Below are 25,141 nucleotides of genomic sequence, written 5' to 3' on the forward strand. Positions count from 1 at the left end.
CGTGATGTCGCGGGCCCTCAGGGCCCCCGGGATCGCCCCGGGGACCCGGGGACCCCGGCGTCAGGCGAACGCGATGTCGCCCGCGGCGGCGACCATCTCGTCGAGCACGGCGGAGACCACGGGGCGCGGCTCGTGCCGGGTCGCGCGGTGGCGCGCGACGAGGCGGCGCGAGCCGAGGCCGGGCAGCCCGACGACCGTGACGCCGTCGGGCACCTCGTCCGACGCGCCGCCCTCCACGGCGAGCGCCGGGAGCATCGCGACACCGAGCCCGGCGGCGACGAGCGAGAGCGCGACGTCGAAGTCGTAGTAGTTGTGCCGCGTGCGCAGGGTCCCGCCGAGCCCGCGGGCCAGCCGCCGGAGCGCACGGGCGGCGGCGGTGCCGGGCTCCGGTCCCAGCCAGACGGCGTCGCGCACGTCGTCGAGTCGCGTGGGCGTCGGCATGCCCGCGGGGACGACGAGCCGCCACGGCTCGTCGAGCAGGACGATCTCGCGCGTGCCGCGCGGGGCGGGGGAGTCGGCCTCGTAGTCGCGCTCGAGCAGCACGACGTCGAGCTCGCCCGCGCGCAGCAGCCGCAGGGCCTCGGTGGGCTCGCGCTCCTGCACGTCGAGCTCGATCCCCGGCGCGGTCTCGGCGAGCCTCCCGGCGACGGGTGCGACGACGGCGCGGATCGCCGTCTGGAAGGAGCCGACGGCGACGCGCCCGCTCACCTCGTCGCCGAGCGCGGCCAGCGCCTTGCGGGCCTCGACGAGCTCGGTCTCGATGCGCTCGGCGGTCTCGGCGAGCACGCGACCGGCCGGGGTGAGGGTCACGCCGCGCGGTCCGCGGTCGAGCACGACGACCCCCTCCTCGGCCTCGAGCCGCTGGATCTGCTGGGAGACCGCGGACGGGGTGACGTGCAGGAGATCCGCTGCCGCGAGGATGCCTCCGCCCCGGTGCACGGCAAGGAGGAAACCAAGTCTGCGTGGGTCCGTCGCCATGTAGAGATGCTAAACGGCCGGTGCAGAATCCTTCGATTGTGCTGAACCTCGGAAGGCCTCACACTTGTCGTGGCGCCGGTCGGTTACCTCCTCCTCCTTACGGGTCGGCGCCCGAGCTTCGCACCACCCGCGCCACCAGCCATCGGCCCGGAGCGCACAGCCACCGCAGCGTCGCGGTACCCCCTCCACCCCTTCTTCGTCACCGGAGTACCGCTGTGCCCGTCACCCTCGACGCGATCGTCATGTTCCTCGGCTGGATCGGTGCCGCCGCCGGCGTCGTCGCCTACGCGATGGTCAGCCGTGGCCGCTGGGCGCCGTCGTCCGCCCCGTTCCAGCTGACCAACCTCACCGCCGCAGGTCTCATGGGCATGGTCGCCGCCGCGAACGGCGTGTGGCCGTCCGTCGCCGCGAACCTCGTGTGGGTCCTCATCGGCGCCCAGGCGATCGTCGTCATCGTGCGGGCGCGTCGTGCGCGCCGTCGCACGCTCGCCGAGGCCGCCGGGATCACGGCGGCCGCCTCCGCACCGGCCGCCGTGCGCGCCGACGGCGACCCCGCTCCCCAGGAGGTCGGGCTCGCGGCCTGACCGCCCCCGGCCCCGCTCAGCGCGAGGCGCCCGGCGCGGGCTCCAGGACGACGTCCACGACGACCGCGCGGTGGTCGGACAGCCCCGTGTCGACGGCCGTGGCGGGCCCGAGGGCCCGGACGGTCGGGCCGCCGGGCAGGCCGTCGGCGAGCACGTGGTCGATCTGCCGCACGGGCCGGTCGACGGGGTGCGTGAGCACGTCGGCGAGCGACGTGAACCCGGTGATCTCCGCCGGCTCGGGCGCGCGCAGGTTGAGGTCGCCCAGCAGCACGAGCGGGCGGGGGAGCGGCGCGCAGGCCCCCGTGAAGGACCGGAGCTGGTCCGCGGTGAACTCGGGGCGCGACGTCGTGTGCGCCGTCACGACGGTGAGCGGCCCCCACGGCGTGCGGACGGCAGCGGCGAGCGCGGCGCGCGGCTCGTCGGGCACCACCCGGAACGGGAGCAGGCGGGCGGCCCCCGTCGCGGCACCCGGCCGTCGCCGTCGCACGCGCGACCGCCACGGCATCCGGTCGAGCTCGAGGCGCGCCCACCGCTCGACGGGGAACCTGCTGACGAGCCCGATCCCGTACGACGCGACGCCGGGGACGCGCCGCACGCCCGACCCCGGCCGGCCCGCGCGCACCCACGCACCGGAGACGCCGCGCAGCGTGGGGGACAGGTGCCGGTGCTCGGCGCGCAGCGCCTCCGCCGCGACGGCCACGAGGTCGGCACGGTGCGAGCGGGGCGAGTCGCGCTCGACCTCCTGGAGCGCGAGCACGTCGGCGTCGAGGTAGGCGACGGCGCGCGCGAACCGCTCGACGTCGACCGTCCCGTCGAGCGCGGCGCCGTGCAGCGTGTTGAAGGTCGCGAGACGGAGGGCGCCCTCCGGTCGCGGGGGCAGCGGTCCGTGGGTCAGGTCACGGGAGTCGTGGGGCACCGGACGATCCTCGCGCGGGCCGCGGACCGTCGCGACCAGGGCGGGTTCCCCGCCCGGTACCGGGGACGCCGCAGGGGCGGCGCGCCCCGGGCCCGTCAGAGGGTGCGGCGCCAGGCGGCGATGCGCTCGACCGCCTCGGCGACCGTGCTCGGCGCCGCGGCGAACGACAGCCGGACCCAGTCCCCGCCGCGGACGCCGTCGAAGTCCGTGCCGGGGGTGAGCGCGACGCCCGCCTCGGCGAGCAGGCGCGCGCACCACGTCACGGAGTCCAGGCCGTCCCCGGACACGTCGGCGTAGACGTAGAACGCGCCGTCGGCGGGCGCGACCCGCGACCACCCGAGGTCGTCGAGCCGGGACAGCACGAGCTCGCGCGACGCCGCGTACCGCGCGACGTTCTCGGCCGCGGCGGCATACCCCTCGGGGGAGAACGCGGCGACGCCCGCGTGCTGCGCGAGCGCGGGCGGCGACAGCGCGACGTTCCCGGCGAGCGCGTCGACCGGCCCGACGAGCTCGTCCGGCAGCACGAGCCACCCGAGGCGCCACCCGGTCATCGCCCAGTACTTCGAGAACGAGTTGACGACGACCGCGCCGTCGGGCACGTACCGCGCCGCCGTCGGCAGCGCCGCGGCCGGACGCTCCGCGCCGTCGCCGTCGCCGTAGACGATGCCGTGGTAGATCTCGTCGCTCACGAGCCGCACGTCGTGGTCGGCGCACCACGCCGCGACGGCGTCGAGCTCGGCGGGCAGGATCATCGTCCCCGTCGGGTTCGCGGGGCTCGCGACGACGAGCCCGTCGAGGCCGCCGTCGTAGTACGCCTCCATGAGCTGCGAGACCGTGGGCTGGTAGCGCGTCTCCGGGCCGCAGTCGAGCTCGACGACCTCGCAGCCCAGCGCGCGCAGGATGTTCTTGTACGCGGGGTAGCCGGGGCGGGCGAGCGCGACGCGGTCGCCGACGTCGAACGCCGCGAGGAACGCGAGGAGGAACCCGCCGGACGACCCGGTGGTCACCGCGACCCGCGCCGGGTCGATCTCGACGCCGTACCAGCGGTCGTAGTGCTCGGCGATCGCGCGCCGCAGCGCGGGGACCCCGAGCGACTCCGTGTAGCCGAGGTCGCCGTGCTCGAGCAGCTCGATCGCCCGGCGCCGCACGACGTCCGACGCCCCGGTCGACGGCTCGCCCGCGCAGAGGTTGAGGACGGACGCGCCGGCGTCGCGCAGGCGGTTCGCCTCGGCGAGGACCTCCATCACGGCGAACGGCGGCACGTGGGAGCGGCGTGAGACCTTCATCGACCCGGGCATGAGCCCATCATGCCCGGGGTCATCCGTTCGGCGGACGCCGGCCGGCCCCGCGCGGAGGTGTCGGTCGTCCGGGCGACGCGCCGTACCGCGCGCCCGGGGTCGGATGAGGCCATGACGACCGACGACGCCTGGCGCGACGGCCCCGAGGACCGGAAGGACGACCGCGGCGGCCACGGCGACCATGGCGACCGACGCGACGGCGCCGCGACCTTCCGCCCCGTGCGCGGGTGGGCCGTGCTGTGGCGGAGCGCGTTCGGGCTCCGGCACGGCGGCCACGAGTACGTCGTGGCCGTGGACTTCCTCGACTGGGACGAGCGCATCCGCCTGTACCGGGACGGCCGGCTCGTCGACGAGCAGCGCTCGCGCGCCCGCTTCGACCTCGGGGGCGCGACGCTGGAGGCGAGGATGAGCACCTACGGGATGCGGTACGTGCGCGTCGTCGACGCGGTCGGCACCGTGCACGACGTCCCGCCGCTGCCCGGGACCGCGGAGGCGTGGCGCGACCGCATGGACCGCGAGCGCCCGACGGCGAGCCGCGCGGTGGGCGTGACGGCGTGGGTCGTGCTCGCGGTCGCGCTCGTGACGCAGGTGCCGCAGCTGCTCGAGCTGGCGTCGCAGTTCACCGGCTGGACGCCGCCGTTCGTGCCGGACCTCCCGGGCCCGGTGAACACGGTCCTCACGGTCGGCGGCGTGCTGGCCGCCCTCGACCGGGCCCTGCGCCGCCGGTACCACCCGCTCCTCGACGGCTGATGTCCGCTCGTCCGGCCGGACCGGGGCTGCCTACGCTGGGCGGAGACGACGAGGGAGGTGCTCGTGTTCCGACGACGTTCCCGCACCCCGGACGACGACCCCGTCCGGCGGGCCGCGCAGTACCGGGTCGAGCGGGAGGCCGCGCGCGAGGCCGCGGAGCGGGAGGTGCCCGACGACGACCCCGCCCGCCGCGAGCCGCCGGGCGGGGCGGGCACGCACGGCGCCGTCGAGGCGCGCGACGACGACGCCCCAGTCGGGGGTCCGCGCCGTGTACGACCCGAGGACCGCGCGATGTACGTCGACACGGTGATCGACCAGGCCGTCCGCCGCGGGGAGTTCGACGACCTCCCCCTCGCGGGCAAGCCGATCCCCGGGCTCACGGGCACGCACGACCCGGACTGGTGGCTCAAGGCGGTCATCGAGCGCGAGCAGCTCACCGGTCTCGGGCCGCCGGCGATGCTCCTCAAGACCGAGGACCGTGAGCTCGACGACCGCCTCGACCGCGAGCTCGACGAGCAGGCCGTGCGCGAGATCCTCGCGGACTTCAACGCGCGCGTCGTCGACGCCCGCCGCCAGCTGCTCGGCGGGCCGCCCGTCGTGACCCCGACGCGCGACGTCGAGCACGAGGTCGCGCGCTGGCGCGCCCGCCGCGCCGACCGTTGACCACCGGACCGGCCCGACCGGACCCGACCCCGCCCGACCGGTCCGCGACCCGCCGGGCGGGCGGTCGTCGTCGGGCCCGCCTAGGGTCGGCCGCATGGCGGACTGGCAGCCCGACGTCCTGGGCGACGACTACGAGCAGCTCACGCTGCCGCTCGCGCCCGACGAGGAGGGCGACGTCGTCGCGACGCTCGTGCGGCGCCGGCGCCCGGGGCCCGACCCGTACCTCGACGTGCTGTACGTGCACGGCTGGTCCGACTACTTCTTCCAGACCGAGCTCGCCGACTTCTGGGAGGCGCACGGCGCGCGGTTCCACGCGCTCGACCTGCGCAAGTACGGCCGCAGCCTAAGGCCCGGCCAGACTCCCGGGTTCGTCGCCGACCTCGCGACGTACGACGAGGACATCGAGGCCGCGCTCGTCGCGATGGGCCACCGGGGCGACGGGCGGTCCCCGCGCGAGGTCGTGCTCATGGGCCACTCGACCGGCGGCCTGACGCTGAGCCTGTGGCTCGCGCGCCACCCCGGGCGTGCGGCGGCGCTCGTCCTCAACAGCCCGTGGCTCGAGTTCCAGACGCGCGAGGTCGGCCGTCTTCTGCTCGAGCCCGTGATCGGCGCGCGCGCCCGGCTCACGCCCACGCGCCCGCTGCCGAACGTCGACCTCGGCTTCTACACGCGCTCCGTGAGCAAGGAGTTCGACGGCGAGTGGTCCTACGACCTCGCCTGGCGCCCGCAGCACGGCTTCCGGACGACGCCCGCGTGGCTGTCCGCCGTCTTCCACGGCCAGCAGACGGTCGCACGCGGGCTCGGGATCGGCGCGCCGGTGCTCGTGCTGCTCTCGGCCCGGAGCACGCTGCTGCCCCGCTGGTCGCCCGAGATGATGCGCACGGACACCGCGATCGACGTGGACGGCGTCGCGCAGCGCTCGGTCCAGCTCGGCGACCTCGTCACGGTCGCGCGCCTCGACGGCGCCCTGCACGACGTCGTCCTCTCCGCCCGGCCCGTGCGCGCGCTCGCCTACGGGCGGGTCGCGCAGTGGGTCGGGGCGTACCTGCCGCGGCCCGCGCCCGTCACGCCGCCCGTGCCCGACGCCGTCGCCCCCTCTCCCCGCGGCGCGCCGCGCGCGACGGGCGGCGTGGGCCGCGCGCTCGGCCGGCTCGGCGCCACGGTGCGTCACGCGGGACGGTCCGTCGCGCGGTCCGTGGGCACCGCCGTCGGGACGCTGCGCGGGCGGACCCGCCGCCGGTGACGCTCGACGACACCCGATGACACCTCGGGCGGCGCGCCCCGGTCCACCCGCAGGGGGAGGGCGCCGCGGCCGGGGTCGCACCGTCGGGGGATCTCCCGGGTGGCGGGGCACCGCTACCGTCGGCGACGTCGTGCGTGGCGTCGTCAGCTGAAGGAGCGGTTCGAGTGTTTCGCGAGGTCCCCGTCCTCCCCGTCGTCGTCCCGCTGGGGGCGGTGGTCCTCGGGCTGCTGCTGTGGCGCCTGCACCGGTCCGGTCGTCTCACGCTGCCGCGGGCCGCCGTCGCGCTCGCGCTCGCCGTCTACGCGGCCGGGGTCGTGGCGAACACGGTGTTCCCGATCTTCCTCGACAAGCCGGCGAGCAGCGCCGCGTGGGACGCCCACCTGGTCCTCGTGCCCCTCGTGGACTACGAGGTCGCCGACGCGGTGATGAACTTCCTCGTGTTCGTGCCGCTGGGCATGCTCCTGCCGCTCCTCCTGGCGCGGCCGTCGTGGTGGCGCGTCGTGCTCACGGCAGCGGCCTTCAGTCTCGCGATCGAGGTCACCCAGTACGTCGCCTCGCACCTGCTGGGTGGCGGTCACGTCGCGGACGCCAGCGACCTGCTCTTCAACGTCGTGGGCGGCGCGCTCGGCCTCGGGCTGTTCACCGTGCTGTCCCGCGTCCCCGCGCTCGACGCGTTCTTCGACCGCTTCCGCTGGTCCACGGCCCCGCTGCGCGGGTCGCGCGCCGACGGGACGGACGCCCGTCGCGCGCGCTCAGCCGTCGAGCTCTGAGCGCACCAGGTCCACGATCCCGTCGGCCGCGGCCTCGACCTCGGCGAGGCAGTCCTCGAAGTCCTGCTGCCCGCCGTACCAGGGGTCGGCGATGTCGAGCACGTGCTCGGACCCGCCCGGCTCGACGCGCGGCGCCGCCGGGTCGAACGAGCGGTACAGGCGCACCGGCGCCGACGCGTCGAGGCGCCGCAGCGCCCGCGCGTGCTGGGCGGTCATCGCGAGCACGAGGTCGCGCGCGGCGAGGTCGCCCGCGCGCACCTGACGCGCCCGGTGCGTCCCGTCGACGACGTACCCGTGCTCCGCGAGGACGGCGCGGGCGCGGCGGTCGATCGGGTTCCCCCGCTCCTCGTCGCTGATCCCGGTCGAGTCCACCACGACGCGGTCGCCGAGCCCGGCCGCCTCGAAGCGGTCGCGCAGCACCACCTCGGCCATGGGGGAGCGGCAGATGTTGCCGGTGCAGACGGTCATGACGCGGTAGGGCCCGGGGCGGGTCTCGGCACTGGACATGGCCCCATTCTGCGCGAGGAGGGCGTTCCCCTCCCGTCCGGGCCGGTCGTCGGGCGGCCCGTGACCAGGGCGCCTACCGTGAGGAGATGATGATCGGGGCGGGGTCGGGACGGGTCGCCGTGACGGGCGCGAGCGGTCTCCTGGGGTCGAAGCTCGCGTTCCGGCTCGCCGCCGAGGGCGCGCCGCAACGCCTCGTGGTGCGCGACGCCGCCCGCGCGCCCAGCCTGGGCGACGACCCGCTGCCGGAGTCGGACGTCGCCGTCGTCGCCGGGTACACGGACACGCGCGGCATGGTCGAGGCGTTCACCGGCGTGGACACGGTCCTGCTCGTGTCCGCGCGCGAGGACGTCGACCGCGTCGCGCAGCACCGCGCGGCCGTGGACGCGGCCGTCGCGGCGGGCGTCCACCGCATCGTCTACGTGTCGTTCGTCGGCGCCGCCCCCGACGCCGTGTTCACGTTCGCGCGCGACCACTGGCGCACCGAGGAGTACATCCGCGCGACGGGCGTGCGGCACACGTTCCTGCGCGACAACCTCTACCACCGCGGGCTCGCGCTCATGGTGGGAGACGACGGCGTGATCCGCGGCCCCGCGGGCGACGGACGCGTGGCGTCGGTGTCGCACGACGACATCGCCGACGTCGCGACCGTCGTGCTGCTCGACGCCGACGCGCACCGCCACGACGGCGTCACCTACGACGTCACGGGCCCCGAGGCGCTCACGCTCGCGGAGGTCGCTGCCGAGCTGTCGTCGGCCACGGGCCGCGACATCACGTACCACCCGGAGACCGTCGACGAGGCGTACGCCTCACGCGACCGGTACGGGGCGCCGCGGTTCGAGGTGGACGGCTGGGTGTCGTCGTACACGGCGATCGCCGCGGGCGAGCTCGCGCACGTGAGCGACACGGTCCCGCGGCTCGTCGAGCGGCCCGCGCAGTCGTTCGCCGCGTGGCTCGACGACTACCCCGAGGAGTGGGCGCACCTGCGCCCCGCCTGACCCGCGTCGAGCGCGCGGCGTCGGCCCGCGCGTCGCCTGGTCGACCCTCGCAGGACCGACCGGGCGAGCCGGCGGCCCGTTCCCCGGCGGTTCCACGCCGTGGGCGAAAACCCCTGGCGTGGCCGCGGGAGGCGGACGTACCGTCGTCGTACACGCGAAAGGAGGTGGTCCTGGAAGTGAAGATTCTTCGGACTCGTGAGGTGGTTGCGCGCTAGTCGTCGCGCAACCGATCCAGCAACGGACCGGATGCGGTGAGCCCGTGAACCGGGCGGGGTCTCCCGAGGGGAGCCCCCGGCGGCGAGCGAGTACCACGCAACCACCAGAGCCCGCGGGTGTCGTGCCCTCGTCCAGCACGACAGGAGGAACCCTCCAGCCCGCGGGCTTCTTGCTGCCCGCACCCCGACGCTGAGTGCGTGAAACAGTCGCGTCCGGGACGCCAGGACGCGACAGTTTCATGCACTCAGCGGGTGGCGGGGGCCGGTCGTGCGGTCTCCGTGGTCGAGAACTCGACGGCGGGACCGGCCGGCCCGACGGCGGCCCGGCGGCGCGGTGCCCCCATCGCCACGGCCGCGAGGGCGAACGCCGCGACGGGGACCCACAGCGCGGTGTGGAAGGCGGCGAGGCCCGCGTCCGGTCCCGTCGCGTCCCCGAGAGCGAGGACGCTGACCGCCGTCGCGGCCGAGATGCCGATCGCCGCACCGAGCTGGAACGACGTGTTGAGCACCCCGCCCGCGACGCCCTGCTCGGCGTCGGTCACGCCCGTCGTCGCCGCGATGGCGATCGGCCCGTAGACCAGCGCGAACGCGACCCCGACGAGCGCCAGCGACGGGACCATGACGTCGTACGCCCAGTCGAGCCCGGACGCGAGGAACCACGCCGCGGCGAGCGTCCCGGCGACGAGCCCCCCGACGATGACGCGCGGCACCCCGAACCGCTCCACGAGGCGCGGCGTGAGGACGGGCGCCAGCACGACGTCGATCGCCATGAGGAGCATCGCGAGCCCGGTCTGGAGCGGCGTCCAGCCGCGCAGCTCCTGGAGGTACAGCGTGAGGAGCACCTGGAAGCCGTAGAACCCGCCCGCGAAGAGCACGGCCGTGACGTTCGCCCGCACGAGCTCGACCGACCGGAAGAGCCGCAGCGGCAGCAACGGGTGCGGGGCACGTCGCTGCCGCACGACGAACCCCGCCAGCAGCGCCGCACCGCCCCCGAGCGCGGCGACCGTCCACGCGAGCCCGTCGCCCGGGTGCTCGAGCCGCACGATGCCGACGGCGAGCAGGACCATGGCGGTCGTCGCCAGCACGGCACCGAGGACGTCGAGCGCGCCGCGGACGCGCGTCGTCGTGTCGCGCGGGACCGTGACCAGGGCGAGCGCGAGCAGCACGACGGCGACGAGCACCGGGGCGAAGAAGACCCACCGCCAGTGGACCGCCGCCAGGAGACCGCCGACGACGAGCCCGAGCGAGAAGCCCGCGGCCCCCGCGGCCCCGTAGACGACGAGCGCGCGGTTGCGGCGCGGCCCCTCCGCGAACGACGTCGTGATGAGCGACATCCCGGCGGGCGTGAGGAAGCCGGCCGCCACGCCCGTGACGAAGCGCGACAGGAGGAGCATCCAGCCGTCGGTCGCGAACCCGCCGAGCCCGGAGAACACGAGGAAGACGAGCAGCCAGACGACGAACATGCGGCGTCGGCCGTAGAGGTCGGCCGCGCGTCCGCCGAGGAGCATGAACCCGCCGTACCCGACGACGTAGGCGGTCACGACCCCGCCGAGCTCGCCGGTCGCGAGGCCGAGGTCGGCGCGGATGCCCGGGAGCGCGACGGAGAGCATCGCGATGTCGCTGCCCTCGAGGAAGATCGCCCCGCACAGCACGAGGAGAAGACCCCAGTCCCGGAGGCTGAACCGCGCGGCCTCCCGCGCGGCCTCGCGGCCGGCCTCCCGGATGCTCGCACCGCTGCGGCTCGTCGTCCCGTCGCCCATGGACGTCCCCTGTCGTCGTGAGCACCCTTCGGCACCCGGTTACCTCTTGATACCGAACCCATCGTGGGTCAGGATCAGGAGGCATGGAAGACGGCACATCACGCCCACCTGGTATCACCGCGGATACCGTGGCGGCGCGCCCTCGACCGGCGGGCGCGGCCGACCGCGCCGCGACGGAGGAGGCGTGCGACCCGCGACCGCCGTCACGCTGGGAGAGCGACGCCGACGTCTGGCAGTGGGACGCCCGCGAGGACTGCGAGGTGCGGCAGATCCTCGACCGCATCGCCGACAAGTGGTCGCTGCTCGCCATCGCGCTGCTCGACCGGCGCGTCATGCGCTTCACCGAGCTGAAGCGCGAGATCGACGGGATCAGCCAGCGCATGCTGTCGCGCACGCTGCGCCAGCTCGAGCGCGACGGCATCGTCGAGCGCACGGTCTACCCGACCGTCCCGCCGCGCGTCGACTACGCGCTCACCGAGATGGGGCGCTCGCTCCACGCGACGACCAAGGCGCTCGTCGTCTGGACCGAGGCGCACCAGGAGCGCATCGCGGCGGCCCGCAGCGCCTACGACGAGCGCGAGGCGGAGCTCCGGGACCTGTGACCCGGTCCGCGCGGCGGGGCGGCGCGGGCGTCAGAAGGGCTTGCGCGCGACGACGAGGAAGCGCGGCGCCTCGTCGACGAACTCGTGGCCCGCGGCGAGGTGCAGGTGCAGGGCGCGCAGGGGCGCCTCGTAGCGCGCGACCGCCTCGGGCGAGAGTGACGCGAGCTCCGGCACCTGCCAGGCCATGAGCCGCAGGTACCAGAGCAGGGCGGACAGGTCGCGGAACCGGCGCAGGCCCTCGTGCTCGCGCGCGGCGTCGACCACGAACCCGGCCTCGCGGAGCACCTCGACCGCGGCGTCGAGCGTGACCGAGTCCGGGTCCCACGCCGGCTCGGCGCCGAGCGCGGTGCTCAGCCGCACGCCGTCGCGCGAGTCGGCCTGCTGGGTGAGGAACACGCCGCCCGGCTCCAGCACGCGGAGCACCTCGTCCGGGTCGAACTCCTCGTGCCGGTCGAGGACGACCGCGAACTGGCCGTCGAAGAACGGCAGGAGCTGCTCGTCGTCGCCCTCCACGGGCCGCACCTCGACCCCGAGGGGCTCGAGCCGCCGTCGGGCCACCGGCAGGTTCGGGGCCCAGCCCTCCGTCGCCGCGGAGCCCGCGGGGAACGGGCCGAGCGTGGAGAGGAGCTCGCCGCCGCCCGTGCCGAGGTCGAGCACGGGCCCGCGCCCGCTCGCGACGAGCTCGCGCGCGAGCGCCACGTAGTCCCACGGCAGCGGGTCCTCGACGACGCGTCCCGCCACGGGGGAGAGGTCGGACCCGACGACCGGGACCGCGCGGGCCCACGCGACGTGCTCCTCGAACGAGGCGTCCGGGGCGGGCACCGGCGCCTCGCTCGCGCGCTCGGGGGTGGCGGGGGTGTCGGGTACCGCGTCAGGCATGGGTCGATTGTCACCCGCCCGGGCGCCGGAGCCGAACGCGAGCGGTGCGCGTGCGCGAGCCCGCCGCGACCCGACGGGGAGGACTCCCCATCGCCCGCACGACGGCGCGCACGGTAGCCTCCCCGGTGCCCGCCTCGCGCGTCCCGGACACCGGGTGCCGGCGGGCCGGACGACCGACGAGGGGACGGGGACGACGTGAGCGGTATGTGGGGCGCGGACGTCAACGAGCTGCGGAGGCTCGCGCAGTCGCTGCGGTCAGCCTCCGACCAGCTCGTGAGCACGACGTCCGAGGTCAGCGGCCTCGTCGAGGCGGCGGGTCGCTGGCAGGGCGGCGACGCCGACCAGTTCCGCAGCGAGTGGACCGGCACGTCCGTCGCGCTGCTGCGCGGCGTGAGCCAGACGCTCTCCGAGGCGTCGCAGGCCGTCCTGCGCCACGCCGACCAGCAGTTCGCGACGAGCACCGAGGGCGGGTCCATCCCGTCCCCGGGCGTCCCCGGGCCCGTCGTGCCGACCGGCCCCGGCGGCGGCCCTCCCGGCGCGGGCGACCCGCTCGACGGCTCGATCTGGGACGTCGGCGACACCGCGCTGTCCGCGTGGGGCGCCGGGAGCGGCGCGTGGATCGCGTACCGCACCTTCCTCGCCGCGCGCGGCTTCCTCGACGCGAGCCGGCTCGCGGCGCTGTCGCCCGCGGCGGCGAGCGCCCTGCAGCTCACGCGCGGGATGGCGGTCGGGGACGCGCTGAGCGTGCTCGGGCGCGCCACGACGTTCTCCCGGTTCATGGGCTTCGCCGGCGGCGCGGCCGGCGTGGTCGGCGGCATCAACCAGATCGTCAACACCCAGTACGACGGCGTGCGCGGCGGCGTCGACCGCGGCATGGGCGTCCTGTCCGTGATCGGCGGCGCGGGCACCATGGCGATCGCGGCGGGGCTCCTCACCAACCCGGTCGGCATCGCGGTCGTCGCGGGCGCGGCGGCGGTCGCGGGCGTCTGGGCGCTCGGCAACCTCGTCTACGACAACTGGGACTCGATCACCGGGTTCTTCTCGGACCCGGGCCCGTACCTCGCGGACGGCTGGAACGACGTCACGAGCTTCGTCGGGGACGCGGCCGATACCATCGGCGACGTCGCGTCCGACGTCGGTGACGCGATCGGCGACGGGCTCTCCGCCGCCGGCGACTTCATCGGAGGCCTCTTCTCGTGACCCAGCAGCCGACCATGCAGTGGTCCGCGGCCGACATCGCGGCCGCCGAGCAGACGCTCGCGCGCACGGCGCCCGGTGAGGTGACGCACGTCGTCACGCTCACGGACGAGGAGGTCGCGATCCTCGACGGCCTCCAGAACCCGCAGCTCGTCCCGCTGCCCTGGCTCGACGCGCAGGAGGGCGCGGACCGCACGCTCGTCGGGCGCGTGGCCCTGCGGTCGCTGCTCGCCCGGGGTCTCGTGGTGCCGTCCGACGAGGAGCGCCCGCCCGGGCCGGGCGGCGAGCCGCAGGTCGGGATCGACGCGGTCCCCGAGGTGACGGGCCCGCTCGTGCTGCGGCGTACGGCGTCGGCCATCCTCTCCGCGGACCGCACGACTGCGCTCGGCAAGCACTGGGTGTACGTCTACCTGCACGACGACGACCGGGTGCTCGAGGAGGAGGTCGGGCCGAGCGGCCACCACTCCTTCAGCGTCTACCCGCTCGCCGAGCTCGCGGGGCGCCTCGCGGTGTTCCTCGACCCCGCGGCGAAGGCCGTGCTCGACGGCCGCGCCCGCACCTTCACGACCGAGCAGTTCGCCGTGGAGGCCCGCACGTCGCCCGAGCTCTCCGGAGCGGTCGCCGTCACGGTGCTCGGCGCGGTACGCGCGGGCTCGGACACCCTCGTCCGGGTGAGCGTCTACGCGACGCCGGACGGCGTGTACCTCGTGCGCGGCGGCGAGCACGACGACGACGGCACGCCCGTCACGCTCGAGCTGTCGGAGGTCGGGCCGGCGACGCTGCGCCGCCTCCCCGCCGAGCTGCTCGGCCGATGACGGCCGCGCCGACCGGCGACCGCGCGACGCGCAAGGTGCGCCACTGGGCCGACGCGTCGCGCCTCGGCCGCCTGCGGCACGTCGAGGCCGCGACGCCGAACGGCCCCGCGTGGGCCGTGGTCCTCGTGCTCGTGCTGCTCGCGCCGGTCGCCAGCCTGGCCGACGGCGAGGTCGTCGCCGCGGCCGTCCTGCTCGTGGCCGTCGCCGCCGTGCTCGGCGTCCTGCTGTGGTTCCTCGGCTCGGAGAAGCTGCTCGTGCTCGACGGCGGCATCGTCGTGGGCTCGTTCGCGCCGTTCCTGCGCCCGACGGTCATCCCGTGGTCGGGGATCGACCCCCGCACGGTGTCCGCCGTCGTGGGCAACCAGCGCACGATCGGGCTCCTCATGGCCGACCGCGGCGTGAGCGGCGCGTCCCGCACGGTGCTCTGGTCGCGCCGGCCGGTCACGTTCCTGGCGGTGTCGCCGGTCGTCGCGCGGCACGCGTGGGCGCAGGGCCAGGCCGTCGACCTCGCGACCGCCCCCGGCTTCGACCTGTGGGTCTTCTCGACGCGGCGGCCGTCCCGGCAGGCGCCCCTGGTGCACGCGCTCGCCGCCGCGATGCACGACGCGCGGGTCCCCGGCGCCGACGCGGTCCTCCCGCACGCGCTCCCGCCGCGGCGGCTGCGCTCGACCGCCGAGGACGCCGACCACCTGGGCATCCCCGAGCGGTTCCGCCGCCCGCAGCTCCGGCGCGTCTGAATCCTCGCTCCTGCCCGGTCGCGGGCCGGGCGCGGTCAGGCGGAGGCGGGCCCGAAGGCCGCGGCGAGGAGCGCCGTCGGGCCGTCGCCGGCCGTGCTCGCGCCGCCCAGCGCCCCGACCTGGAGCACCATCCACGGGCTGAACGCCCACGGCGTGGCGGCGACCCCGCGCGCGACGTCCCGCGGGTCCGCCCAGGCGAGCTCCATCACCTCGTCGGGGTTCGCCTCGACCGGGCCCGCCGCACGGGCGGCGTAGACGGGGCAGATCTCGTTCTCCACGACGCCCGACGCGTCGACGGCCCGGTAGCGGAACCCGGGGACGGCGACCTCCAGGTCCGCGATCTCGAGCCCGAGCTCGTGCCGCGCGTGGCGGAGGATCGACTCCTCGGTCGACTCCGTCCAGCGCGGGTGCCCGCAGAACGAGTTGGTCCACACGCCGGGCCACGTGCGCTTCGCGAGGGCGCGCCGCGTGAGGAGCAGGCGGCCCGCGTCGTCGAGCACGTAGCAGGAGAAGGCGAGGTGCAGGGGCGTCTCGGTCGTGTGGACCGCGGCGCGCTCGAAGGTGCCGGTCCGGCGACCCTGGTCGTCGACGGTGACGACGTGGTCGGCGGCGACGGGGACGTGCGAGGTCATGCGGCCACTCTCGCACACGCCGCTCGCGGACCGGCAACCCCCTCCGGCACCGACGGTGAGCGGGGTCACTCCTCCGGGTTCGTGGACGATCTTGCCGGACCCTCCGGGGCGTGAATTAAGGTGAGGGTAACCTCACTCGTGTTGACCCGCCGGGCCGAGCGCCCCCGAGCAGATCCGAGCACCATGACCTCGCCCGCGACCGCCGCCACGACGGCCGACGTCCCCGGCGGCACGGCACCGGCCGACCGCGCCGACCGCCCGGCCGGGGTCGCCCGCACGAACGCGGGGCGCAGCCTCGGGCTCCTCGTCGCCCTCGCGGTCCTCGTGCTCGCGGTCGTGCTGAGCCTCGTCGTCGGCTCGAAGCCGGTCCCGCTCGGCACGGTCTGGGACGCCCTCACCGGCTACGACGGCTCGGGCGACCACGTGATCATCCGCGACCTGCGCCTCCCGCGGACGGTCGTCGGGCTGCTCGTCGGCACCGCGCTCGGCGTCTCGGGCGCCCTCATCCAGGCCATGACGCGCAACCCCCTGGCCGACCCGGGCATCCTCGGGGTCAACGCGGGCGCCGCGTTCGCCGTCGTGCTCGCCGTCGCGTTCCTCGGGCTCACCGACATCGGGTCGTTCATCTGGTTCGCGTTCGCGGGCGCCGTCGTCGCGACCGTCGCGGTGTACGCCATCGGGTCGCAGGGCCGCGGGGGAGCGACGCCCGTGCGGCTCACCCTCGCGGGCGTCGCGCTGGGCGCGGTGCTCGGCGGCGTCTCGCAGGGCATCACCCTGCTCGACCCGGCGGCGTTCGACCGCATGCGCTTCTGGGGCGCCGGCTCGCTCGCGGGCCGCACGATGGAGATGGCGGGGACGATCGCCCCGTTCGTCGTGATCGGGCTCGTCATCGCGCTCGTCGTCGCGCGCCCGCTCAACACCGTCGCGCTCGGCGACGACCTCGCGAGCTCGCTCGGCGCGCACGTCGGGCGCACGCGCGTGCTCGTCGGCGTCGCGGTCATGCTCCTGTGCGGCGCGGCGACGGCCGCGGCCGGGCCCATCGCGTTCGTCGGCCTCATGGTGCCGCACGTCGCGCGGTGGACGGTCGGCCCGGACCAGCGCTGGATCCTCCCGTACTCGGCGGTGCTCGCGCCCGTCCTGCTGCTCGTGTCCGACGTCGTCGGCCGCGTCGTCGTCATGCCGGGCGAGCTCCAGGTCGGGATCGTCACGGCGTTCGTCGGGGCCCCGGTCCTCATCGCGCTCGTGCGCCGCTCGAAGGCGAGCGGGCTGTGAGCGCCCCGGTGCAGGACCGTCTCCCCGCCGGGGCGCCCGGCCCGGACCGGCGCGTCGACTTCGGTCGTGCGACGCGCGTCGTGCGCGGCCGGGGCGTGAGCCTGCGGCTCGACGTGCGCACGCTCGCGGTGTGCGGGGCGCTCCTGCTCGTCGCGCTGGCCGTCGGCGTGGTCGCGCTCACCACCGGCGACTACCCGCTCACCGTGCCGCAGGTGCTCCAGGCGCTCGTCGGCGCGGCCGACGGCCCGGTGCACATGGTCGTCGTCGAGTGGCGCCTCCCGCGCGCGCTCATGGCGCTCGTGCTCGGCGCGGCGCTCGGCGCGAGCGGCGCCATCTTCCAGTCGCTCACGCGCAACCCGCTCGGCAGCCCCGACGTCATCGGCTTCAACACGGGCGCGTACACCGGGGCGCTCGTCGTCATCATGCTGCTCGGCGGCGGGTACGTCGGCGTCGCGGCGGGCGCGCTCGTCGGCGGGATCGTCACCGCCGGGGTCGTGTACGTCCTCGCCTACCGGCGCGGCGTGCAGGGGTTCCGCCTCATCATCGTCGGCATCGCGGTGTCCGCGATGCTCGCCTCCGCCAACCAGTGGCTCATCGTCAAGGCCGACCTCGAGACGGCGATGGCCGCCGCCATGTGGGGCGCGGGGTCGCTCAACGGCATGACGTGGGCGCAGGCGGTTCCCGCGTGCGTGCTCGCCGCGCTCCTGGCCCTGCCGCTCGTGTGGCTCGCCCCGCGCATGGGCCTGCTCGAGCTCGGGGACGACGCCGCGGCCGCCCTGGGCCTGCGCAGCGAGCGGGTGCGGCTCGCGCTCGTCGTGCTCGGCGTCGCGCTCACCGCGCTCGTCACCGCCGCGGCCGGCCCGATCGCGTTCGTCGCGCTCGCCGCGCCGCAGCTCGCGCGCCGCCTCACGGGCAGCGCGGGCGTACGCATCCTGCCCGCCGCGTGCATGGGCGCGGTGCTCCTCGCCGCGAGCGACCTCGTCGCGCAACGCGCGTTCGCCCCGACCCAGCTCCCCGTCGGCGTCGTCACCGTGAGCGTCGGCGGCGCCTACCTCGTCTGGCTCCTCGTCCGCGAGGCCCGCAAGTGACCCCGACCCCGCAGACCGGAAGGACCCCGGTGGCACCCACCCAGCTCGCGGACGCCCCGCACGACGCGGCCGCGCCCGCCGCGCCCGGCTCCGCCGACCGCCCCGCGGCCCCCTCGACCGACCGCCTGCACGCCGACGGCATCACCGTCGGCTACGACGACCGCGTCATCTCCTCGGGGCTCGACGTGACGATCCCCGACGGCTCGTTCACGGTGATCGTCGGGCCGAACGCGTGCGGCAAGTCGACGCTGCTGCGAGCCCTGTCGCGCCTCCTCAAGCCGTCGCAGGGCGAGGTCGTGCTCGACGGCCGCTCCATCTCGTCCATCCCCGCGAAGGAGGTCGCGCGCCGCCTCGGCCTCCTGCCGCAGTCGTCGGTCGCGCCCGAGGGGATCACCGTCGCGGACCTCGTCGCGCGCGGGCGCTACCCCCACCAGAAGCTCCTGCGCCAGTGGTCGCGCGAGGACGAGGCGGCCGTGGTCGCCGCGCTCGCCGCGACCGGCACGACCGACCTGTCGGGCCGCCTCGTCGACGAGCTGTCCGGCGGTCAGCGCCAGCGCGTGTGGGTCGCGATGGTCCTCGCGCAGGAGACGCCCCTCCTCCTGCTCGACGAGCCGACGACGTTCCTCGACATCGCCCACCAGATCGAGCTGCTCGAGCTGTGCGCCGACCTCAACCGGGACCGCGGGCACACGCTCGTCGCCGTCCTGCACGACCTCAACCACGCGTGCCGCTACGCGACCCACCTCATCGCCATGAAGGACGGCGCGATCGTCGCCGAGGGCGCGCCGGGCGAGGTCGTCACGGCCGAGCTCGTCGAGGACGTGTTCGGCCTCCCGTGCCGCATCATCGCCGACCCCGTGACGGGCACCCCGCTCGTCGTGCCCGAGGGCCGGCCCCGCCGCGCCTGACGCGGCCCCGTTCTCCCGGTCGGACCACCCCGCCCGACCGGCCCCCCACCGTCCTGCGCTCGCCCGCACCGCCTCGTCGGAGGAGCACCGCATGACCCGCACGACCCGTCCCTCGTCCACCCTGCCCGGCGCGCCCCGTGCGCGGCGCCGGCCCGCGCGCGCGGTCGCGGCGGCCACGCTCGCGCTCGGTCTCACGGCCGTCGTCGCGGCGTGCTCCCCGGGCACCGACGCGGGCTCCGACGGCGCCGGGGACGACCAGCCGTCCGCGAGCGCCGACGGCTGGTCGTGGACGTCCTCGGGCCACGGCACGACGTACGAGCTCGACGAGGCGCCGGACCGCCTCGTCGTCGACGGCTACTCGGCCGCCGCGCTGTGGGACTACGGCGTGCGGCCCGACGGCGTGTTCGGGTACGGCTTCTCGGACACCGGGGCGCTGTCGATCGGCAACGCGCAGGTCGACGAGATGGAGGTCGTCGGCACCGACGCCGAGCTCAACCTGGAGAAGCTGCTCGCGCTCGACCCCGACCTCGTGATCGGGTTCGGCACGGAGGACGGCACGGCGTGGCGGTGGTGGGACGAGAAGATCACCGAGGAGGCGACCGCCGTCGCGCCGTTCGTCGGGATGAAGTTCTCCGGCCGGCCCGTCGTCGAGGTCATCGAGGACTACGCGTCGCTCGCGGAGGCGCTCGGCGGCGACGCGGACACCCCGGAGGTCGCGGAGGCGCGCGCCGCGTTCGACGAGCGCCTCGACACCCTGCGGGCGATCGCCGCGGAGAAGCCGCTGACGATCCTGCCGCTCAACGGGGCCGAGGAGCTGTGGGTCGGGCAGCGGACCCTGGGCCAGCTCGCGCTGCTGGAGGAGCTGGGCTTCACGATCGGCGGCCCGCAGGACCAGCAGGCCTGGGCGGAGCTGAGCTGGGAGCGCGTGCCGGACTACCCGGCGGACGTCGTGCTCAGCTACACCGGCTCCGACGAGGCCATGGCGGCGAACCCCGTGTACGCAGGCCTGCCCGCGGTCCAGGCGGGGCAGGTCGTGGGCTGGGACGACAAGCGTCCGTTCACGTGGGCGAGCTACGTCGAGTGGTTCGACGAGCTCATCGCGGTGCTCGACGGCGCCGAGGTCGTCTCGGGGCCGCCCGCGTCCTGACCGTCCCACCAGTCGAGGACGACGGTCGCGTGGTACGTGAGCCAGCGCGACGGCTCGCCCGCGGGGGCGTCGACCTCGAACCACACGCGGCCCGGGTGCCGCCGGCCCTGGAGCCAGGTGCCGTCCGGGCACCGCGCGCGGCGGACGTGCTCGACCGCGTCCGCCGCGCGCGGGTCCGGCGGCGTGCCGTCGAGCAGCGACGCGGCGCGCAGGTAGACCAGCGCGTTGAGCACGCTGTAGTACCAGCGGAACGGGTAGGCGAGGCGGAACGCCCAGTCCCCGACGGGCTCGCCGGTGCCGAGCCGGCGGAACAGGCCGCGGCGGAGCAGGTACTCCTCGCCGGCGCGGCGCGCGGCGCGCAGCTCGTCCGTGGCCCCCGCGTGCTCCTGGTAGGCGAGGAGGCCCTTGAGCGCGTTGAGCGTCGAGTGGTACGACGACACGGTCGCGCCCTCGACCCACGCGCAGTTCCACCCGCCGTCGGGCAGCCGACCGTCGAGGACGGTGCGGAGCAGCCCCGTCACGTCGACGCCGAGCCACGCGCCCGCGGCGAGCGTGTACCCGTTGATGCACCAGTCGACCTCGCCGCCCCAGTAGGGCAGGTCGTCGTACTCCCAGCGGCAGTGCTCGGCCAGCAGCTCGGGCGTGCGGCGCGCGCGGAGCACCTCGGGGTCGAGACCCCACTCGCGCAGCGCGACGAGCGACCAGGTGGTCGCGGTCCAGGGCTGGCCCTCCTCGGGCCTGCCCTCGGCGTCCGGCGGGGCCGCGCCGTCCCCCCCGACGTCCGCGGGGAAGTACGCGCCGCCCGCCCACTGCCCGTCCGGGTCCTGGTGGCCGAGGAGCCGGGCGCCGAAGCCCTCGGTCGCGACGCGCGCCCGCGTCGCCCGCCACACGGAGGGCGGGGCGTGCACGACGTCGCGCTCCACCTGCCAGCGCAGCGCCGGGTCGGCGTCGAGGAGCCAGCCGACGACGTCGCCGTCGACCGGCCCGCCGGACGGTCGGTCGGCCATCCCGTCACGCTACCCCCGGGGACGGCCGACCGCCGTCGGTCAGACGAAGCCGAACACGGGCGGGAACACGAGGGCGACGACCGCCGCCCACGCCGCGTAGACGGGGAGGAAGCGCGTCTGCCACGCGACGAGGTCGGCGAACGGCCGACGCCCGCGGAGGAACGCCGTCGCGAGCACGGCCGACCACGCGAGGTGGACGAGCAGGAGGAGGTTGAGCCCGAGCGCCGCCGCCTTGTTGGGGCTCACGCCGAACTCGGCGATGCGCGTGAGCATCGCGGTGAGCGCGACGGCGTCGACGGCGAGCGCCGCGCCGACGAGGACCACCAGGAGCCCGTCGAAGAACGACCCGGGCGCGAGCGGGTCGCGGGCCGAGACGGAGTAGAGGAGCAGGCACAGGACGAGCACGAGGATCGCGTCCATGAGGATGAGCAGCTCGCGGTCGACCGCCGCGAGGTTCCCCGCGGTCGCGAGGACGACGAACGCGGCGAGGAGCATGACGAGCGTCAGGGGCGTGAACACGCGCGTGAGCACGGGCGCGATGTTCTCGACGACGTTCTGCTTGGCCTCGACGAGCCAGGCGGCCACGATGAGCGCCGCCGGGACGCACAGGGTGAGGATCCAGGTGTCGAGGTAGGGCTCGAGGTCGACGCCGGCGAGCGAGAAGACCCCGATCGTCAGGCCGAGCAGCACCCCGCCCCCGAGCGCGATGAGCGTGTAGTACACGGCGAGCTCGCCCGTGAACCGCACGAAGTCCATGCGGCGCGCGTCCGAGCGCCACCGCCCGCCCACGTAGGCGAGCCCGACGACGGACCACAGCGTCACCGGGGCGGCGAGCGCCGCGAGGACGAACGTCGCGTCCGTGGGCGCGAACGGGTACACGTTGAGCACGACGCCCAGCACGACGAACGGCACGACGAGCGCGCCGACGACACGCAGCGTGACCTGGCGCTTCCACGCGAGGTAGGCCGTGAGGAACGGCAGCACGAGGAGCCCGACGTTGAGGCCGACCGTCTCCCAGGGCAGGAGCACGATCGCGATCTTGACCGTGACGCCCACCGCGACGGCGAGCCCGAGCACCACCGCGAGCTCGCGCCACGAGCGGGTGCGGCCGGCCTGCTGGCCCACGAGGACGAGCTGCTTCCACAGGCGCTCGGAGTGCTCCTGCGCGAACTCGCGCGACAGGTCGTCGAGCGTGCCCATGCGCTTCACGGCGACGAGGAACGCCTCGTCGTCGTCGAGGCCCGTCGCGCGCAGGTCCTCGACCCGCTCGCGCAGGTGGTCCTCCATCTCGTCGACGTCCGCCGCGGAGATCGCCTCCCGGCGCCGGACGTACCCGCGCCACTGGTCGATCTGCGCCTCGAGCGCGGCGTGCGGGCCGGGGCTCGCGGCGCCGGCCGGCGCGGTCGAGGCGCCCATCAGGCCCACCCCTCCGCGACGCGCGGCGGGCTCTGCAGCCCGTCCTGGGCGGAGCGCCACACCTCCTGCAGCGCGTGCGCGACGACGTCCCACTGAGCCTGGCGCTCGACGAGCGCCTCGCGCCCCGCGGCCGTGATCGCGTAGTGCTTGCGGCGCCGGCCGACGTCGGACGTGCCCCATGACGCCTCGACGAGGCCGAGGCGCTCCAGCCGGTGCAGCAGCGGGTAGAGCATGCCGTCGGTCCACTGCATCCGGCCGCCCGAGAGCTCGTCCACGCGCTTGAGGATCGCGTAGCCGTAGGACTCGCCGTCGGCGAGGATCCCGAGCACGAGCGGGGTGGCCGAGGCAGCCACGAGGTCCTTCTCGATACGCATAACGCTCCTATGCCTAGTTGTTCTAGGGGTTACGACCCTAGCAGATCTAGGGTTGGCCTCGGCGGGCGTTCCCGGCGCTACCGTGGCGCGATGGACGCCGCGACCCACGCCCGCCTCGTGCGAGCCCACCTCGACGCCGCGGCGCCGGAGGCCGTGCGCCGCCTGCGCGCCGTCGTCGACGCGCTCCCGGACCGCGCGGAGGAGATCGTCGTCACGGTCTTCCCCGACCAGGACGGCGAGGGCACGTTCGACGTCGTCGTGTCGCTCGACGGCCCCGACGCCGCCGTGCTCGACCGCGCGATCGCGCCGCACCGCACGCTGTTCGAGGTCGTGCACGCGAGGACGGCCCCGTCCCGGACGTGCCGCTCGTCGCACCCGGCCGCGAGCCGCACGACGCGCGCGACGTCGTCGTCGACACCGCCGCCGACTGGGTCGTGGAGGTGCGGGACGCCGCAGCGCGCGGCAGGTCGCGCGTGCCGGGCGTGGTGGACGGGCACGACGGCCACGGCACCTCCGTGCCGCGCGCGCTCGCGCCATGAGCGCGGGAGCCAGGCCACGCGTGGTCGCCGGGGGCGACACCCGGAGGCGCCGCCCAGAGGAAGAGCACGGGCCGGGAATGCGAAAGTCCCGGTCAGGGACGACCTGACCGGGACCTCGTCACGTGCGCGAGGGGGGAGTTGAACCCCCACGCCCTTTCGGGCACACGGACCTGAACCGTGCGCGTCTGCCTATTCCGCCACTCGCGCGTGCCGCAGAAGACTAGCACGGCGCGGGCGACCGACCGGCACCGCGCCGTCCTGCGTGACGCCCGCCACCCGGACGCACCGCGGCGTGGCCCCGTCGCCGACCACGACCTTCGTCGCCCTCGAGCACGTCGTCGCTCCCGGGAAGAGCGGCGAGACGACGGCAACCTCGTGCTCGGCGGGGGAGCGGACGCCCGACGTTCACACGCTCCGCCACGAAAGCGCCACATCCGTCCGGTAATCGTCCGACGAAACGGGCCTGCTGGTCCGACGCGATCGATACGATCTAGGTAGTCTGCCCGGACGCGGGTGCGCGGGGGGCCACCGGGGAAGCAGACGAGATCCGCGCGGCGCGAGCCGCGGCACGAGCGAGCACGAGGGAGGAGGTGGCATGGGAGTCCTGGACCGCTTCGAGAAGGGCGTCGAGCGCGTCGTGAACAACGCCTTCGCCAAGGTCGGGCGCAGCGAGGTCAAGCCCGTCGAGCTCGCGAGCGCGCTGCGGCGCGAGGTCGACGACCGCGCCGCCGTCGTCGACCGCGAGCGCACGGTCGTGCCCAACGAGTTCACCATCGAGCTGTCGGTGGACGACTTCGGCCAGGTCGAGGGGTGGGGCGCGGAGACGCTCGCCGACGAGCTGGCGTCGAACGTCACCCAGTACGCCGCGTCGCAGCACTACGCGTTCGTCGGCCCAGTGAGCGTGAGCTTCGAGCAGAACGACACGCTCGACGTCGGCCGCTTCCAGCTCCGCTCGGCGAGCGTGCGCGGCAACGTCGCCCCCGCCACGACGGCGTCCCCGAGCACGCGCCACCCGCTCGTCGACATCGACGGGCAGCGCTACCTGCTCACCGGCCCGGTCACGGTGATCGGCCGCGGCTCGGAAGCCGACATCGTCGTCGACGACCCGGGCGTCTCGCGGCGCCACCTGGAGATCCGCGTGACCCCGGAGGGTGTGATCGCGACCGACCTCGGCTCCACGAACGGGCTGTTCGTCGAGGGCCACCAGGTGCCCGCCGCGACGCTGCTCGACGGGAACTCCCTGACGATCGGCCGGACCCGCATCATGTTCTGGACCGGCGCGTCCGACAACGAGGAGTGGTGATCCGGCCCGCATGACCGATCTCACGTTCACCCTGCTCCGGCTGGGCTACCTGGTGCTGCTCTGGGTGTTCGTGCTTTCCGCGATCGGCGTGCTGCGTCGGGACCTGTACGGCACGAAGATCACGCCGCGCCGCGGCAAGAAGGGCGCCCCCGCCCCGGCCGCCCGCCCGACGTCGGGCCCCACCCCCGCCGCCCCGGAGCCGTCGCGACCCGCCGCGCCCGCGGGCCCGTCGCGACCCGCCGCGCCCGCGGGCCCGTCGCGGCTCGTCGTCACCGCCGGCCCGCTGACCGGGACGACGATCCCGCTCACGACGTCGTCGATCCTCATCGGCCGCGCGCCGAGCTGCACGCTCGTCCTCGACGACGACTACTCGTCGTCGCGCCACGCCCGCATCTTCCCGCAGCACGGGTCCTGGTTCGTCGAGGACCTGGGCTCCACGAACGGCACCTACGTCGAGGACCAGCGGATCGCCCAGGTCACCCCCCTGGGCCCGGGGACGCGGGTGCGGATCGGTCAGTCCGTCGTCGAGCTGCAGAGGTAGCCCGC

The 25,141-nt window shown here is 75.5% G+C and carries 26 protein-coding genes, 1 tRNA gene and 1 pseudogene; 17 read left to right on the forward strand and 11 right to left on the reverse strand.

The genetic code is table 11. From position 1 onward, the window contains the following. Window positions 1-60: 60 nt before the first annotated feature. Window positions 61-978, reverse strand: coding sequence for a LysR family transcriptional regulator (locus E1O70_RS00100; protein WP_043653108.1), 918 nt, complete (start codon window positions 976-978; stop codon window positions 61-63). Between the two features lie 215 nt (window positions 979-1,193). Here E1O70_RS00100 and E1O70_RS00105 point away from each other — a divergent pair, with 215 nt between their 5' ends. Continuing rightward, window positions 1,194-1,562: a CBU_0592 family membrane protein gene (locus E1O70_RS00105; RefSeq protein WP_128957677.1), complete on the forward strand. Its 369-nt coding sequence runs from the start codon at window positions 1,194-1,196 to the stop codon at window positions 1,560-1,562. A 16-nt stretch (window positions 1,563-1,578) separates the two neighbouring features. On the opposite strand, the gene E1O70_RS00110 is transcribed toward E1O70_RS00105, so the two are convergent. Together E1O70_RS00110 and E1O70_RS00115 are read right to left on the reverse strand one after the other, a co-directional pair. Further along, entirely contained in the window at window positions 1,579-2,478 is a 900-nt protein-coding gene (locus tag E1O70_RS00110) for an endonuclease/exonuclease/phosphatase family protein (RefSeq protein WP_240696545.1), read from the reverse strand. 95 nt (window positions 2,479-2,573) lie between these two features. Continuing rightward, window positions 2,574-3,764 carry a pyridoxal phosphate-dependent aminotransferase gene (locus E1O70_RS00115; protein WP_061268291.1) on the reverse strand — a complete coding sequence of 397 codons (1,191 nt, stop codon included), beginning with the start codon at window positions 3,762-3,764 and terminating at the stop codon, window positions 2,574-2,576. 123 nt (window positions 3,765-3,887) lie between these two features. On the opposite strand from E1O70_RS00115, the gene E1O70_RS00120 reads away from it, so the two are divergent. The 4 genes from E1O70_RS00120 to E1O70_RS00135 all read left to right on the forward strand — a co-directional run bounded on the left by E1O70_RS00120 (window position 3,888) and on the right by E1O70_RS00135 (window position 7,202). After that, window positions 3,888-4,526: a hypothetical protein gene (locus tag E1O70_RS00120; RefSeq protein ID WP_128957678.1), complete on the forward strand. Its 639-nt coding sequence runs from the start codon at window positions 3,888-3,890 to the stop codon at window positions 4,524-4,526. Between the two features lie 63 nt (window positions 4,527-4,589). Continuing rightward, entirely contained in the window at window positions 4,590-5,189 is a 600-nt protein-coding gene (locus E1O70_RS20220) for a DnaJ family domain-containing protein (RefSeq protein ID WP_061268292.1), read from the forward strand. Window positions 5,190-5,283: 94 nt separating this feature from the next. Beyond that, complete coding sequence (locus E1O70_RS00130) at window positions 5,284-6,432, forward strand: alpha/beta hydrolase (RefSeq protein WP_082774579.1); 1,149 nt, start codon at window positions 5,284-5,286, stop codon at window positions 6,430-6,432. Window positions 6,433-6,596: 164 nt separating this feature from the next. Then, the gene (locus tag E1O70_RS00135) at window positions 6,597-7,202 is read left to right on the forward strand and encodes a VanZ family protein (RefSeq protein WP_061268248.1); all 606 of its coding nucleotides are present in this window, start codon (window positions 6,597-6,599) and stop codon (window positions 7,200-7,202) included. On the opposite strand, the gene E1O70_RS00140 is transcribed toward E1O70_RS00135, so the two are convergent. Further along, window positions 7,185-7,709, reverse strand: coding sequence for a low molecular weight protein-tyrosine-phosphatase (locus E1O70_RS00140; RefSeq protein WP_228485158.1), 525 nt, complete (start codon window positions 7,707-7,709; stop codon window positions 7,185-7,187). The two genes, E1O70_RS00135 and E1O70_RS00140, sit on opposite strands and share 18 nt — an antisense overlap. An 86-nt stretch (window positions 7,710-7,795) precedes the next feature. Here E1O70_RS00140 and E1O70_RS00145 point away from each other — a divergent pair, with 86 nt between their 5' ends. Next, window positions 7,796-8,704: an SDR family oxidoreductase gene (locus tag E1O70_RS00145; RefSeq protein WP_205688577.1), complete on the forward strand. Its 909-nt coding sequence runs from the start codon at window positions 7,796-7,798 to the stop codon at window positions 8,702-8,704. 460 nt (window positions 8,705-9,164) lie between these two features. On the opposite strand, the gene E1O70_RS00150 is transcribed toward E1O70_RS00145, so the two are convergent. After that, window positions 9,165-10,679, reverse strand: a complete 1,515-nt coding sequence (locus E1O70_RS00150) for an MFS transporter (protein ID WP_082774580.1) — start codon at window positions 10,677-10,679, stop codon at window positions 9,165-9,167. Between the two features lie 128 nt (window positions 10,680-10,807). On the opposite strand from E1O70_RS00150, the gene E1O70_RS00155 reads away from it, so the two are divergent. Further along, window positions 10,808-11,281, forward strand: coding sequence for a winged helix-turn-helix transcriptional regulator (locus E1O70_RS00155; RefSeq protein WP_240696546.1), 474 nt, complete (start codon window positions 10,808-10,810; stop codon window positions 11,279-11,281). A gap of 30 nt (window positions 11,282-11,311) precedes the next feature. Here E1O70_RS00155 and E1O70_RS00160 read toward each other — a convergent pair whose 3' ends face one another. Continuing rightward, window positions 11,312-12,160: a class I SAM-dependent methyltransferase gene (locus E1O70_RS00160; RefSeq protein ID WP_061268250.1), complete on the reverse strand. Its 849-nt coding sequence runs from the start codon at window positions 12,158-12,160 to the stop codon at window positions 11,312-11,314. A 195-nt stretch (window positions 12,161-12,355) separates the two neighbouring features. On the opposite strand from E1O70_RS00160, the gene E1O70_RS00165 reads away from it, so the two are divergent. The 3 genes from E1O70_RS00165 to E1O70_RS00175 are packed head-to-tail and all read left to right on the forward strand — an operon-like array spanning window position 12,356 to window position 14,909. Then, window positions 12,356-13,360, forward strand: a complete 1,005-nt coding sequence (locus E1O70_RS00165) for a WXG100 family type VII secretion target (RefSeq protein WP_128957679.1) — start codon at window positions 12,356-12,358, stop codon at window positions 13,358-13,360. Further along, a complete protein-coding gene (locus E1O70_RS00170; protein WP_061268252.1) occupies window positions 13,357-14,172 on the forward strand; it encodes a hypothetical protein in 816 nt (271 codons plus the stop codon). The genes E1O70_RS00165 and E1O70_RS00170 overlap by 4 nt, the downstream gene beginning before the upstream one ends. Beyond that, on the forward strand, window positions 14,169-14,909 hold the full coding sequence (locus tag E1O70_RS00175) for a hypothetical protein (protein WP_061268253.1): 741 nt from the start codon (window positions 14,169-14,171) through the stop codon (window positions 14,907-14,909). The genes E1O70_RS00170 and E1O70_RS00175 overlap by 4 nt, the downstream gene beginning before the upstream one ends. A 35-nt stretch (window positions 14,910-14,944) precedes the next feature. Here E1O70_RS00175 and idi read toward each other — a convergent pair whose 3' ends face one another. Beyond that, entirely contained in the window at window positions 14,945-15,541 is a 597-nt protein-coding gene (idi, locus tag E1O70_RS00180) for an isopentenyl-diphosphate Delta-isomerase (protein ID WP_061268254.1), read from the reverse strand. 183 nt (window positions 15,542-15,724) lie between these two features. Here idi and E1O70_RS20030 point away from each other — a divergent pair, with 183 nt between their 5' ends. From E1O70_RS20030 to E1O70_RS00200, 4 genes are all read left to right on the forward strand, one after another. After that, window positions 15,725-16,813 (forward strand): iron chelate uptake ABC transporter family permease subunit, encoded by a 1,089-nt coding sequence (locus E1O70_RS20030; protein ID WP_061268255.1) that lies wholly within the window; start codon window positions 15,725-15,727, stop codon window positions 16,811-16,813. Continuing rightward, on the forward strand, window positions 16,810-17,901 hold the full coding sequence (gene fepG / locus E1O70_RS00190) for an iron-enterobactin ABC transporter permease (protein ID WP_240696547.1): 1,092 nt from the start codon (window positions 16,810-16,812) through the stop codon (window positions 17,899-17,901). Before E1O70_RS20030 ends, fepG begins: the two co-directional genes overlap by 4 nt. Before the next feature lie 29 nt (window positions 17,902-17,930). Continuing rightward, window positions 17,931-18,809 carry an ABC transporter ATP-binding protein gene (locus E1O70_RS00195; protein WP_082774582.1) on the forward strand — a complete coding sequence of 293 codons (879 nt, stop codon included), beginning with the start codon at window positions 17,931-17,933 and terminating at the stop codon, window positions 18,807-18,809. A 91-nt stretch (window positions 18,810-18,900) separates the two neighbouring features. Beyond that, window positions 18,901-19,956, forward strand: coding sequence for an ABC transporter substrate-binding protein (locus E1O70_RS00200; RefSeq protein ID WP_082774583.1), 1,056 nt, complete (start codon window positions 18,901-18,903; stop codon window positions 19,954-19,956). On the opposite strand, the gene E1O70_RS00205 is transcribed toward E1O70_RS00200, so the two are convergent. Genes E1O70_RS00205 through E1O70_RS00215 form a run of 3 tightly spaced genes read right to left on the reverse strand, consistent with a single transcriptional unit; the run spans window position 19,881 to window position 22,753 of the window. After that, window positions 19,881-20,963: a hypothetical protein gene (locus E1O70_RS00205; protein WP_061268256.1), complete on the reverse strand. Its 1,083-nt coding sequence runs from the start codon at window positions 20,961-20,963 to the stop codon at window positions 19,881-19,883. The genes E1O70_RS00200 and E1O70_RS00205 overlap by 76 nt on opposite strands. A gap of 39 nt (window positions 20,964-21,002) precedes the next feature. After that, entirely contained in the window at window positions 21,003-22,379 is a 1,377-nt protein-coding gene (locus E1O70_RS00210; protein WP_061268299.1) for a permease prefix domain 1-containing protein, read from the reverse strand. Then, window positions 22,379-22,753, reverse strand: a complete 375-nt coding sequence (locus E1O70_RS00215) for a PadR family transcriptional regulator (protein ID WP_061268257.1) — start codon at window positions 22,751-22,753, stop codon at window positions 22,379-22,381. Before E1O70_RS00215 ends, E1O70_RS00210 begins: the two co-directional genes overlap by 1 nt. Before the next feature lie 90 nt (window positions 22,754-22,843). Between E1O70_RS00215 and E1O70_RS20225 the strand changes: the two are divergent. After that, window positions 22,844-23,292, forward strand: a pseudogene (locus E1O70_RS20225) (DUF6389 family protein). A 123-nt stretch (window positions 23,293-23,415) separates the two neighbouring features. Here E1O70_RS20225 and E1O70_RS00225 read toward each other — a convergent pair. Continuing rightward, window positions 23,416-23,499, reverse strand: a tRNA-Leu gene (locus E1O70_RS00225). 388 nt (window positions 23,500-23,887) lie between these two features. On the opposite strand from E1O70_RS00225, the gene E1O70_RS00230 reads away from it, so the two are divergent. After that, the gene (locus E1O70_RS00230) at window positions 23,888-24,595 is read left to right on the forward strand and encodes an FhaA domain-containing protein (RefSeq protein ID WP_021480387.1); all 708 of its coding nucleotides are present in this window, start codon (window positions 23,888-23,890) and stop codon (window positions 24,593-24,595) included. 10 nt (window positions 24,596-24,605) lie between these two features. Next, a complete protein-coding gene (locus E1O70_RS00235) occupies window positions 24,606-25,136 on the forward strand; it encodes an FHA domain-containing protein FhaB/FipA (RefSeq protein WP_061268260.1) in 531 nt (176 codons plus the stop codon). The last annotated feature ends 5 nt before the right edge of the window (window positions 25,137-25,141 follow it).

The sequence above is a fragment of the Cellulosimicrobium funkei genome (genome assembly GCF_004519295.1).
Lineage (GTDB): Bacteria > Actinomycetota > Actinomycetes > Actinomycetales > Cellulomonadaceae > Cellulosimicrobium > Cellulosimicrobium funkei.

Coding starts and splice junctions, on each gene's coding strand:
- E1O70_RS00115 (WP_061268291.1), bottom strand. CDS start 3,764: ATGAAGGTCTCACGCCGCTCCCACGTGCCGCCGTTCGCCGTGATGGAG.
- E1O70_RS00100 (WP_043653108.1), bottom strand. CDS start 978: ATGGCGACGGACCCACGCAGACTTGGTTTCCTCCTTGCCGTGCACCGG.
- E1O70_RS00160 (WP_061268250.1), bottom strand. CDS start 12,160: ATGCCTGACGCGGTACCCGACACCCCCGCCACCCCCGAGCGCGCGAGC.
- E1O70_RS00210 (WP_061268299.1), bottom strand. CDS start 22,379: ATGGGCGCCTCGACCGCGCCGGCCGGCGCCGCGAGCCCCGGCCCGCAC.
- E1O70_RS00200 (WP_082774583.1), top strand. CDS start 18,901: ATGACCCGCACGACCCGTCCCTCGTCCACCCTGCCCGGCGCGCCCCGT.
- E1O70_RS00235 (WP_061268260.1), top strand. CDS start 24,606: ATGACCGATCTCACGTTCACCCTGCTCCGGCTGGGCTACCTGGTGCTG.
- E1O70_RS00175 (WP_061268253.1), top strand. CDS start 14,169: ATGACGGCCGCGCCGACCGGCGACCGCGCGACGCGCAAGGTGCGCCAC.
- idi (WP_061268254.1), bottom strand. CDS start 15,541: ATGACCTCGCACGTCCCCGTCGCCGCCGACCACGTCGTCACCGTCGAC.
- E1O70_RS20030 (WP_061268255.1), top strand. CDS start 15,725: ATGACCTCGCCCGCGACCGCCGCCACGACGGCCGACGTCCCCGGCGGC.
- E1O70_RS00230 (WP_021480387.1), top strand. CDS start 23,888: ATGGGAGTCCTGGACCGCTTCGAGAAGGGCGTCGAGCGCGTCGTGAAC.
- E1O70_RS00205 (WP_061268256.1), bottom strand. CDS start 20,963: ATGGCCGACCGACCGTCCGGCGGGCCGGTCGACGGCGACGTCGTCGGC.
- E1O70_RS00120 (WP_128957678.1), top strand. CDS start 3,888: ATGACGACCGACGACGCCTGGCGCGACGGCCCCGAGGACCGGAAGGAC.
- E1O70_RS00145 (WP_205688577.1), top strand. CDS start 7,796: ATGATGATCGGGGCGGGGTCGGGACGGGTCGCCGTGACGGGCGCGAGC.
- E1O70_RS00150 (WP_082774580.1), bottom strand. CDS start 10,679: ATGGGCGACGGGACGACGAGCCGCAGCGGTGCGAGCATCCGGGAGGCC.
- E1O70_RS00130 (WP_082774579.1), top strand. CDS start 5,284: ATGGCGGACTGGCAGCCCGACGTCCTGGGCGACGACTACGAGCAGCTC.
- E1O70_RS00215 (WP_061268257.1), bottom strand. CDS start 22,753: ATGCGTATCGAGAAGGACCTCGTGGCTGCCTCGGCCACCCCGCTCGTG.
- E1O70_RS00140 (WP_228485158.1), bottom strand. CDS start 7,709: ATGTCCAGTGCCGAGACCCGCCCCGGGCCCTACCGCGTCATGACCGTC.